This is a genomic window from Anabaena sp. FACHB-83 (assembly GCF_014697485.1).
Lineage (GTDB): Bacteria > Cyanobacteriota > Cyanobacteriia > Cyanobacteriales > Nostocaceae > Nostoc_B.
Map to the genome: position 1 here is coordinate 80,324 of NZ_JACJRY010000022.1, position 10,881 is coordinate 91,204.

Consider the following 10,881-nt stretch of genomic DNA (forward strand, 5'->3'; position numbering starts at 1 on the left):
ATAGAACTAGTAGTGTACCAACCCAGAATTGCTGTGTAGACGCAGCAAGGGAGCAGGGGAGCAGGGGAGCAGGGGGGAATGAAGGTACTTTCTCCCCAGCCCCTCTGCCCCTCTGCTATCCACCATGCAAAGTTGTCTTGGCAGACTACTAGAACGGCTAGATATGTAATACTTAGTAATAATGATTGTTAGTAAATCTAACTATCACCAGTCTGTTAGGTCACTTTACAGCACAAAACATCAGACCAAGACCAAATATCAAGACAATGAAAGAAATATCACGTCGCCAATTTATCACCACAGCCACCCTAACAACAGGCTTTGTTTTAGCAGTACAGCCTGTATTTGCTAAAGTAATTACCACCGATAGCAAGGGCTTAACGGCGGGTGCAGTGAAAATTCCGGTTAAAGATGGCGAAATTCCTGCTTATCGAGCCGTACCTGCAACTGGCAGAAATTTCCCGGTGGTTTTGGTAATTCAAGAAATTTTTGGTGTCCATGAGCATATTCAAGATGTTTGTCGTCGCTTTGCCAAATTGGGGTATCTAGCGATCGCACCAGAATTATTTGTGCGTCAAGGTGATGTGTCAAAATTAAGCAACATAGACGAAATCCGTCCGATTGTCAGCAAAGTTCCTGATGCACAGGTGTTATCAGACCTAGACGCAACAGTCAATTGGGCAGCAAAATCAGCCAAGGGAAATACCAAGAGAATTGGAATTACAGGCTTTTGCTGGGGTGGAAGAATTACTTGGCTCTATGCTGCACATAATCCCCAAGTCAAAGCAGGTGTAGCATGGTATGGCAGACTTGTGGGTAACTCTACAGAACTCACACCCAAACATCCCGTTGATATTGCTGCAAACTTAAAAGTACCTGTCTTGGGACTATACGGCGGTAAAGATACAGGCATACCTGTAGATACAGTAGAACAAATGCGCGATCGCCTCAAATCCAGTAGCAGCAAATCAGAAATTATCGTTTATCCAGATGCACCCCACGCCTTTTTTGCAGATTATCGCCCATCTTACCGCGAGCAAGAAGCCAAAGAAGGCTGGCAAAAACTCCAAGCATGGTTTAAACAACATGGGGTGTAATCATCTCTTGTGCAGCCAAAGACTCATCATTAGACTTGCGAAAGAGCAAGGAGAAGTTGAAAGATGAAAAAGTTCAATTATTACGACAATATTGCACCAATCTATGACCAAACACGTTGGTTATCAGAAACAATAGCAGAAGAAGTAGCGGACTTTATTCTTCAACTTGTTTGTGCCACACCTGAGACATCTTTTTTAGAACCTGGTGTCGGCACAGGATTAAATATTATTCCTCTCGTCAAACGAGGCTATTCTGTAACAGGAATTGATATCTCAGTAGAAATGCTCAATCAGTGTCGTCAAAAATTAAATGGTACTCCTGAAAATTTGCGGTTGATTCAAGCTGATGCGTCACAATTACCATTTTCAGATCACAGTTTTGATGTTGTATTAACTGTTCATATGCTCCACACGGTTGCTGATTGGAGAGCATTTTTAGATGAAATTGAGCGAGTGCTGAAGCCAGGAGGTTTTTATCTCAATTGTCAATGGATTACTCCACCAGCTAGAAGAGAATTTGAAGGCTATTTCCGCAGCATTCTATCTAAATATGAAGCATCAAAGCCGATTTCTCAACCAATACATGCAATAGATGTAGAAGGATATTTACATCAAAAAGGTTATATTTCCAATTATTTAGTAGCTAAAGAATGGTTAGTCAGCAACACAATTGATGATTTAATCAGCTTTTTTCAATCACGAGCCTACGGTTTATGTTGGGGGTTAGCAGATAATCAATATCATTTAGCTATCAACGAATTTAAAGAATTTTGTCTCAATCATTATGGTTCATTAGACAAAATTTTATCTTCTCCAGCAAAGTTTGAAACCTGGGCTTACAGAAAAGCATGAAATGATGCCGAAATTAGCTGAATTAGCGAGATAAACACTAGTAAATTAAACTTGCAATCTGAATTGGAGAAATAAACTCAATGACAACCACTGCATTAATTGTTGGTGCTGGTAATGGACTGAGTGCATCCTTAGCGCGTTTGTTCGCTGCTGAAGGGATGAAGGTTGGGTTAGCTGCAAGACAAATTGATAAGCTGAGTACATTGTCTCAAGAGATTGGCGCGGTTAGTTTTGCCTGTGATGCTTCTCAACCAAACGATGTCAACCAACTGTTCAACAATGTAGAACAAAAGTTAGGAGCGCCAACCGTTGTAGTTTACAATCCAAGTTTCCGAGTTACAGGTAAGTTAATTGACCTTGACCCCAGCGAGGTGGCAAAATCTCTGGATATTACTGCTTATGGTGGCTTTTTGGTAGCACAAGCCGCCGCTAAAAGAATGTTGAAATTAGGCGAAGGGGCAATTTTCTTTACAGGTGCGTCGGCTAGTGTCAAAGGTTATCCACGTTCTGCGCCCTTTGCGATGGGGAAATTTGCTTTGCGGGGTTTAGTGCAGAGTATTGCGCGGGAACTCGCACCGCAGAATATTCACATAGCACACTTTATTATTGATGGTGGGATTCGTTCAGACATACGACAAGAAGCCCCCGATAAACCAGATAGTTTACTAGATCCTGATGCGATCGCTCAAACTTACCTTAACATTCTCCGTCAACCCCGCAGTGCTTGGACATGGGAAGTAGAATTACGCCCTTGGGTGGAAACATTTTAGTATGGTGAATGGACAGTTATCAGCCGCATCTACATAAAAAATTCGTGCTTGCAGAGTTCAAATTTTCACAGTTGGTTACTGACTCATTCACTCCATTACCGTCATAAATATTTCTGTTTTGTATCCTACACACCTTAACAACAAGTAATTTCTAGGGTAAAAGTGGATACAGCTAAGAAGTATAAAAAATTATCGTAGAAATAGTATGAGTGAATTAGCGGTAATCAGCTTTAATGATAAATATAAAGCAGATGAAATGCTTCTAGAACTACTAAAACTGGAACAAGAGCATTTAGCTGATTTAGAAGATGCGGTTGTCATTACAAAAAATGCACAGGGTAGGATCAGGGTTAAACCCTATCATGATTTAGTTAAACCTGGTGATCTGAGTAATGAGCTTTGGGGTGGGATCATTAGCGCAACTTTTTTTCATCGCTCTCTTACCATTAAAGAAAGTGTGTTTAACAGTAGTTTTTTAACCGAAGTTGAAGCAGCTTTAACCCCTAATTCATCGGCTATATTTGTTTTGATTAACTATGCCGATACCGAAAAAATCATTGCAGAATTTCATCGATTTGAAGGTAAGTTAATTAGAACAACTCTATCTAAAGAGCAAATTGATTATCTAAAGAAAACTCCTCAAAAAGTCTAACTAATTCTACTGGGAAAGACTAGTACAGTTCGGCGTAAATAAACCGACCATAAGAAATTGCTAGAAAGCTTGTGTTATGAATATTCTTTCTTTTTCCTTTTGACCTTTTACTTTTGCCTTGTTGTACTAGTAGTCCAGTAAACCAATTATCAAAGCTCACACATCCCCGACTTTTCAAAAAGCCGGGGATTTTAATAATTGCAACCCCTTAAAAACAAAAAATAAGGGACGTTTTGCAAACGTCCCTGTAATTCAATCTTCAAACACTCAATGTCAGATCAAACAAAGAGGCCTTACAACTGTCTCAAGAAAGCGATAATTGCTCTTTGATCATCGCGTGTGAGAGAACGGAAGCGAGCCATAACTTCTTTTGCTTCACTTCGGTTAGTGTTGGAAAGCGCACTGTTATATGGTGGGCAAATGACATCTTGAGGTCTTGTGCCGTAGTCGATAACAATGGGATCACTGCTGGTCAGACTGCCATCATAACTAATTTGGTTAGAGTATTTACCACCTACATTTGGAGGTACAGGACATCCGCCACCTGGCAGAGTAGAAGTCCTAGCATCATCAGGTGCAGGTAAATCATGTAATTCAATTGCAGCCAGCAGTGCTTCGTCTACGTTGCGAACAACCAAAGGTTCATTAGTCACGTCTCTGTTGGTTGTTACAGTACCCGCAGGTGTAGTGTCACGGTTAAGTGCGCTCAAGAAGATACGCGCATCGTGCATGAATGGAGGGCCAACTCTACCAATACCAGCCAGAGGAGGTGTACGGAACTGATCACCAAGAGCAGTACCTTGTTGGTTAGTGAAGGAATCACTAGCAAAGTTCCGCATCAAATCATAGGTCATGAAGGTAGCAACGTTACCACCAGATGTTTGACCAAAAGCCTCAGCACGGCTAACCAGGAATGGATCGCGTGGAATTGGGGAGAATCTTTCAGCGTCAATGACTGGGCCTCTGTGGATGTTGATATCAGAGAATAGAGGAGCCCAACGGTAGCTGAGAGCATCCACAAGTGCTTGGGCATCTGGCCCCAAGGATGGGTCGCCATTAGCAGGAGATAAACCAGTTCTTTGAATGGGAGTGTGGCAGTTAACGCAACCAACCATGCGATCGCTCTGGTTAATCGCATTCGGATCTAAACCATCGCTGCCGCTTCTAGGCATCTTACCGGGAATCGTCCGGTTAGCAAAGGCAACTAAGTCGATACCAAACAATTGCGCCCCTCTTTGGACTCTAGCAGCTGGATTGTTACCAGGTAAAGGTCTAGAAGGATCTTTAGCTCTCAGGACAGCCAACAAGTCTCTACCAAATTCTGGGGGAGCTGTTGAACGGATAAAGTTACGTTCGTTAAATGGTGTGGCAACAGATAGCTCAAACTGATCAGGTGCAGGCCCATCAGCTACTTCATTTCGACAGTTGCGATTGTAAGGAGCAATAGCTGGGTCAGCAATAACTTGTTCTAGAGGAGAGAACACGTTAGTCATGCTCAAACTACCGAACATACCACCCAAAATAAACTGCAACATCTCGGAACCATTCGCCCGTAGACCAAAACGACCTACCCCTGTAGCGAGAAGTTCGTTTTGTCTTTGTTGCTGTTGTGCTGCAGGTATATTGCTAGGAATTGTATTGACCTGACCTGTAACGCAATCACCGGTACATTGGAATAAAGCGGTTTTCAGTGAGGATCTGTCGCCTCTGGCATCGGTGGGGTCAGAAGCGGCTGTAATATCTACGTTGGGAATCGCTTCTATCAACCCACGACCAATATATGGAGGCCCTGCGAACTCACTAATAGCACGTCTAAAGCCACTTGCACTTTGTTGTGTAGTCCGGTTGAAGTTAGCGAGGTTTCTATCTTCCGAAACACTAGGAATAGCATCTGGGAAGCAATCTATCCCAAATCTTGCTCTTAGTTGTTCCGTTGCTGGGCGGACGTGTTGCAAGAAACCACTATAGTTCTGACCAAACCCTGTTACACGGTTGATATTTCCATTCAGGGGGTCGAAAACGTTCGCTGATGCGGAATAGTCACCAAATACCGTAAAGGCTGCGGTTCTTCCTGTGTTGTTGACTGCATCTAACTCGCCACTAGAGGCTAGACTTAGACGACTTAAGTCAACAGAACCATCAGGCTCAACCGGATCTAAACGGCTTCCAGGCGCTCTACCACCTGTTTGGGTATTACCTGATACGATACTGAACCGAGTGGGAGTTGTTCTGCCAGCTCTACTAACGTTAGAAGTACCAGTCAATAGTCCTTCGTTGGGTACTGCTTCAACGTTATTTAAGTGACAACCCGCACATCGAGTTTGCATAGAGGTTGATCCAAAACCATCCTCAATTCGGTTGGGAGTAGTAAAGAAGGTAGAACCTTCCACAATTCTTTCCCGAATTGATGTTGGGATGGACGGATAAACCAATCTATCCAACTCTTCCAAAGTATCTACTGGGTCAAGCCCTACATCGCCAAAGGTATCACGACGTACACGTTCTACTGGACGCAGAGTACGAGTAGGAGGTTGAACTACGAAGTTTGATGCAACTTCTTGTCTGCGCCGTGCAATTAAAGTTGCATCATCGGGCAGAGCAATCTGACCAAAGACTTTTTGTGGGTTGATATAGCCTATCAGTACCGACAGACCTAACGATAAACCCACTATTAATAAAAGGAATCTTCGTTGTTTTCGCATTAACTAAGTTCCAAGCTTATTTAATATTTGAGTAATACAAACTCAAGGCTATCTATTTCGCATTAGGAGTAATACAATTCCAGAGCTACAGATTCCGCAGAGGAACTGTAACTTTTTCGTCACCAAGTACGAAGAAATCAAGCAAAGTATTGATCCCAATACTTTAGAACTTAAGTTCGCAAATAGTTGAGTAACTAATTACACTGTATATTACTACAACTTCAAACTAAAAGGAAATTTTTATTAAGTATATACTGTTAAATATTTCTACATAAACTGTCTCAAATAAATCAAGACACTATGAAGTTAATGTGACGCTAAAGCCTAGTTTATGTAATCTTTAAAATTCAGTTATTTTCATCATGAAGTTAAAAAAAAGTTTAAAGAAAGCATCATTAAGAAAGAGTTATGCAGCTATAGAGTAAATGCTTATGTGCTTGACATTTACTCTGGGCATTAGGCTATGATGCTTCAAAATCAAGGCTCTGAGCTAATATGCCTTGCCTTTATATAACTTCATTGGGCCAACTATATGACCTGCCAGACAATAGTTTTATCAAAATTAAATGAATTACCTCAGTACATAACATAACAGAGATAAAGACACTTTATCCCTAATTGTTGGTGAATTTCTTCAAGCAATATAAGCACACAATAAAGCTCATATACTCAGCTTCAATATTTAAACTTTGTATATCTTTAGGTTGACTTGTCATCAATATTATGTGTTATCAAATTTGATACATTTTGCTGATCTAGAATTAATTTGCTCAACAGCACATAACTTTCTATTAGTAAATAGATTTAACAAAATTTCACTACTAAATATTTAGTAATAGTTAATATTAGGAAGGATTCTCAAGAAGTAATTTGAGGAAAAGCTAGTAGTGAAGAAGTTCAATCTTTTCTAGATTGCGCTTGTAAAGATAGAGATTTAAAACCAAGCTGCATATATTCTCAATCAAATCTCTGTTGTATGAGACGGCGATGTTCTCACACTGTTGAGAGATTTAAACTTGAATGTTTGCGTTAATACTATTGATGTAGCAAATTTGGGGTGTTCAATATTTGCTATTTACCCCAAAACGATAGATGTCAGAGTCATCAATATATTTAAAATCAGGACTTATATGCAGAGTGCGAAAACCTTAGATGCGCTAGAGGCTTCGCTTACTCTACAGGAATACCCAATAACTGGGGTTTGATAGAAGACACAGAGGCAACGGAGGGAATAGAGTTGAAAAAGCTGTTTACTTAAGTCCTAACGATAAAATATCATACCAAACTTCTTGGGTGATGAAATTAAACTTTACATTAAGTTAAGATGTGTTCGATCACTGGGGTAAGTGAAAAACATGCAAAGCTACAGAAATTAACGTCAGGAAAGTTAAAAAGCCGATAGTATCTAGCATAGTTGTGACTAACGGCCCACTCACTAATGCAGGGTCAAGCTTCAGGCGTTTTAAACCCATTGGTAAAAGAGTACCGAGAGTCACAGCCACTAGTGTATTAGTCGCCATGACTGTACCTGCAACCACACCAACCCAGCGTTCTTGAGGTTTCGCCCAAATCATTGATAGTGCCATCATGGTGATAGCTAAAACGACTGCTGTGCCTAAACCTGCCAGCACTTCTTTACGGAGAATTTTGAAAGTATCTCTGGGTGTGACTTCGCCGACACCCAAGCCTCTAATTGTCACAGTTAAGGCTTGAATACCCACAGTCCCGCCTGTGTTGGAGAAAATTGGCATAATGACAGCTAAGACTGGTACAGCCGCGATTACCGATTGGAAAGGAGCGATCGCACTTGCCGCACCAATGTATAATCCCATAATTGCCAATAACCACGGTAGGCGCTTACGAATGGTAACTAAGGGCGCAGATAAAGCTTCTTCATCACCACTCACCCCGGCTAATTTCTGGATGTCTTCGGTGGCTTCTTCTTCTAAAATATCAATTACATCATCAATGGTGATGATGCCGACTAACCGATCTTCCCTGTCAACTACTGGGATAGCGATTAAGTCGTAACGCTTCATGATTTGGGCGACTTCTTCTTGGGGCGTTTCGGTTTTAACTTTGATGACGCGATCGCTAGATATATCACGAATATAAACATCAGGAAAAGTAAACAATAACTGACGCAACGAAACGACTCTGACAAGTTTGCGGTTATTGTCTGTAACGTAGGCGTAGTAAATTGTTTCCTTATCTTCGTCTTGACGGCGAATTTTGCTTAAGGCTTCACCAACAGTTAAACCTTCTTGCAAACGCACATATTCTGTAGTCATTACCCGGCCTGCTGTACCTTCGGGATAACCCAGAATTGTAGCGGTTGCTTGTCTTTGTTCGGGACTGAGTTGTTGTATTAGGCGTTTAACTACCCCAGCCGGCAATTCATCAAATAATTCCGCCCGTTCATCAGGACTCATCGCCTCCATAATTTGCGCTACCTGGACATTATGCAGAGAGTTAATCAGTTCTTCCTGCACTTCTGTGGGTAGATATTCAAACACGTCAATTGCCTGGGCTTTATTTAACAGCCGAAAAGCGATCGCCCTCTGTTCTTCTGGTAATTTTGTAATATATTCACCGACATCTACGGGTTGTAACCCATTTAAGTCGCACTTCAACTGATTTAAATCAGAGACATTGAACAGTGAATCACGAATGTCCTGTGTAAGCATGAATACCTCCTATGTGCCTCCCCCGCGCCGAGAGACACGCTCACTAGCTTAGAGGAGGTTCGTACTGCCGTCTTGTGGACTTTTGTCCATAAAATTTCAACAACTCAATATCGATTGCCAAATCAAGGCATCGCTAACTGATCATCCTAACTTGGAATAGTGCGATCTGAATCAATTTTCAGTAACCACGTACTAAGTTTGTGATATTCAGTACAGGTACACTATTGATTACCCTGATTTTTCGTTAACTAGTGTCGATTGTACTATTGCTAAAATTTGTGTCAAGCAAATGTAGAGGTTTGCTGGCAAACTTCACAAAGTCAAAATATTTACATCGACTCATTAGTGTTTGTTTGAAGACTCAGGGTAGAGCTATCATAGGAGGCAGGAGGCAGAAGGATCAAGCTATTTCTGTAGGTTGAGTGAAACGCAGTGTAACCCAACACAGCACATTTTAAGTATTTTTACAACAGTTGGGTGACGGCGCAATCATAGATTTACCTTGTTACCAATATCTTTTGTGCGCCTCCACCCAACCTACTCTTTATTATTCTTCTTCTGGGATAGGTAAATCTAAGGCTATCAACAAAGCCTGAGATAAATGAGCCATTACCGAATGCGAAACTGCGCCTCTTAAACGCAAAAAGCGGGTTTTAGATAGTACCCGCACTTGATCTGCCATTGCGATCGAATCTCGCTTGAGTCCGCCATCGGGTGCTAAAATTAACACCTGGGTTGGATAAACTCGCTTACCTGATTGATACGTAGTGCAGGGAACGGCTAAAACAACTGGACTCGACGAATTAATTGCATCACGACTGACAATAATTACTGGGCGAGTCCCTCCTTGCTCTGAACCTTCAGTTGATTCTAGGCGAGCATCATAGACCTCACCCCTTCTCATTACAAGGATTCCTCTAACAGAAAAGCCTCCCACTGAGCAGCAGCAAACTCAGACTCTAGTTTGAGTACTTCTGCTTGATAGTCAGGATCGCAGGCCATTTCTGTTAAAGCAGCGTCAATTGCGGCTCGTTTTTGTGCTGCTAATTCTCGACGTAACGCTTGCACCATAAAATCATTACGACTTCTTGCTTTGCCTTCTAAAACTGCCTTGTCAGTTGCTTCTAAAAGTTCTCGTGGTATTGCCAGTGTAGTGCGAACGGATTCGGCTTTCATGTAGTGATGATTATTTTGATGTCTTCAGTGACGACTTCTATGATATCACTCTTAATCGCACTCCGACCCTTGGAGTTCTACCGAAGACCATGTAGCAACCAAAATTTTGCGCCCACAGTAGTACCGAATCAGTAATAGAAAAGACTTTTTGTCTCCGCAAAGGTATGTTCACATTACACATTGATTTACAAAATTCAGCCATAACTAAAAGTCCCGATTCCATCGCTATCTTAGGCATCTGGACGAGAAATCCACTTCTATGTACTACTTAAGTAGGAAGAGTTATTTGTAGGTGATAGTCAGTAATTTGGCAGAAAATAAAATTTTTTTTGTGACTTTGCCTGAAACACTCACTTTTTTGGGTGAACCATCGGCATAAAGTTCAAGGCGTACTATTCTAATTTGGAGGAAGGCTAATGCTAGATGTCACATTCTACTCACAAGCCAAAGAAACAATTGATACAGTGGATGTTTCAGACGATTTTTACGAATGGCTGCAAAAATCAGGCTTTGCCAACATTGCTAAATCTCAAGAAATAGAGATGAAACCTGACGGAGAAACTGTGAAAGTTTCTGCCATTGTTCTTGAGGGTGGAAACCGGAGAAAGTTTAGTGACTTCTTGCGAGACGCAATTGTTCAAGAAAGTGATGATGTGCTGAATACGTTGGGTAATTCACCGTCGAAGGAAGAATACATAAACACCACCTATAAACTCAAAACCTTACAGAGTTTGCGTAAGTTTGTGGAGGATGAAAAATGTAAATATCTAGAATGGGAGTAAATAGAGGGGCTTAAATGGTGGTAGTTGGAATAAGACTGGCGATTCATATCGACTTACTTACAACATCGAGTTGCGATCGCAGTATAATAAAATTGTCGTGTAAACAGTGTAAATCGGCAAAACTTGATTCTGTCTTACCACAATTTCTTTCTAGAACCTAAGA

The 10,881-nt window shown here is 41.3% G+C and carries 9 protein-coding genes; 5 read left to right on the plus strand and 4 right to left on the minus strand.

The window, feature by feature from the left end; all coding sequences use genetic code 11:
- Positions 1-266 precede the first annotated feature (266 nt).
- The 4 genes from H6G79_RS23240 to H6G79_RS23255 all read left to right on the plus strand — a co-directional run bounded on the left by H6G79_RS23240 (position 267) and on the right by H6G79_RS23255 (position 3,371).
- Positions 267-1,097: a dienelactone hydrolase family protein gene (locus H6G79_RS23240; protein WP_190590601.1), complete on the plus strand. Its 831-nt coding sequence runs from the start codon at positions 267-269 to the stop codon at positions 1,095-1,097.
- 63 nt (positions 1,098-1,160) lie between these two features.
- Positions 1,161-1,949, plus strand: a complete 789-nt coding sequence (locus tag H6G79_RS23245) for a class I SAM-dependent methyltransferase (RefSeq protein ID WP_190590600.1) — start codon at positions 1,161-1,163, stop codon at positions 1,947-1,949.
- Positions 1,950-2,029: 80 nt separating this feature from the next.
- Entirely contained in the window at positions 2,030-2,719 is a 690-nt protein-coding gene (locus H6G79_RS23250) for an SDR family NAD(P)-dependent oxidoreductase (RefSeq protein ID WP_190590599.1), read from the plus strand.
- 205 nt (positions 2,720-2,924) lie between these two features.
- A complete protein-coding gene (locus H6G79_RS23255; protein ID WP_190590598.1) occupies positions 2,925-3,371 on the plus strand; it encodes a DUF1269 domain-containing protein in 447 nt (148 codons plus the stop codon).
- A gap of 293 nt (positions 3,372-3,664) precedes the next feature.
- On the opposite strand, the gene H6G79_RS23260 is transcribed toward H6G79_RS23255, so the two are convergent.
- The 4 genes from H6G79_RS23260 to H6G79_RS23275 all read right to left on the minus strand — a co-directional run bounded on the left by H6G79_RS23260 (position 3,665) and on the right by H6G79_RS23275 (position 9,936).
- Positions 3,665-6,073, minus strand: a complete 2,409-nt coding sequence (locus H6G79_RS23260) for a di-heme oxidoredictase family protein (protein ID WP_190590597.1) — start codon at positions 6,071-6,073, stop codon at positions 3,665-3,667.
- A 1,334-nt stretch (positions 6,074-7,407) separates the two neighbouring features.
- Positions 7,408-8,760, minus strand: coding sequence for a magnesium transporter (mgtE, locus tag H6G79_RS23265; protein ID WP_190590596.1), 1,353 nt, complete (start codon positions 8,758-8,760; stop codon positions 7,408-7,410).
- A gap of 547 nt (positions 8,761-9,307) precedes the next feature.
- The gene (locus H6G79_RS23270; protein WP_190590595.1) at positions 9,308-9,664 is read right to left on the minus strand and encodes a type II toxin-antitoxin system PemK/MazF family toxin; all 357 of its coding nucleotides are present in this window, start codon (positions 9,662-9,664) and stop codon (positions 9,308-9,310) included.
- Positions 9,664-9,936 (minus strand): ribbon-helix-helix domain-containing protein, encoded by a 273-nt coding sequence (locus tag H6G79_RS23275; protein WP_190590594.1) that lies wholly within the window; start codon positions 9,934-9,936, stop codon positions 9,664-9,666. The genes H6G79_RS23270 and H6G79_RS23275 overlap by 1 nt, the downstream gene beginning before the upstream one ends.
- A gap of 416 nt (positions 9,937-10,352) precedes the next feature.
- Here H6G79_RS23275 and H6G79_RS23280 point away from each other — a divergent pair, with 416 nt between their 5' ends.
- Complete coding sequence (locus H6G79_RS23280; protein ID WP_190590593.1) at positions 10,353-10,718, plus strand: hypothetical protein; 366 nt, start codon at positions 10,353-10,355, stop codon at positions 10,716-10,718.
- Positions 10,719-10,881: the final 163 nt, after the last annotated feature.

Excerpts from the sequence above, each read along its gene's own strand:
- H6G79_RS23240 (WP_190590601.1), top strand. The coding sequence starts at position 267 with ATGAAAGAAATATCACGTCGCCAATTTATCACCACAGCCACCCTAACA.
- H6G79_RS23245 (WP_190590600.1), top strand. The coding sequence starts at position 1,161 with ATGAAAAAGTTCAATTATTACGACAATATTGCACCAATCTATGACCAA.
- H6G79_RS23250 (WP_190590599.1), top strand. The coding sequence starts at position 2,030 with ATGACAACCACTGCATTAATTGTTGGTGCTGGTAATGGACTGAGTGCA.
- H6G79_RS23255 (WP_190590598.1), top strand. The coding sequence starts at position 2,925 with ATGAGTGAATTAGCGGTAATCAGCTTTAATGATAAATATAAAGCAGAT.
- H6G79_RS23260 (WP_190590597.1), bottom strand. The coding sequence starts at position 6,073 with ATGCGAAAACAACGAAGATTCCTTTTATTAATAGTGGGTTTATCGTTA.
- mgtE (WP_190590596.1), bottom strand. The coding sequence starts at position 8,760 with ATGCTTACACAGGACATTCGTGATTCACTGTTCAATGTCTCTGATTTA.
- H6G79_RS23270 (WP_190590595.1), bottom strand. The coding sequence starts at position 9,664 with ATGAGAAGGGGTGAGGTCTATGATGCTCGCCTAGAATCAACTGAAGGT.
- H6G79_RS23275 (WP_190590594.1), bottom strand. The coding sequence starts at position 9,936 with ATGAAAGCCGAATCCGTTCGCACTACACTGGCAATACCACGAGAACTT.
- H6G79_RS23280 (WP_190590593.1), top strand. The coding sequence starts at position 10,353 with ATGCTAGATGTCACATTCTACTCACAAGCCAAAGAAACAATTGATACA.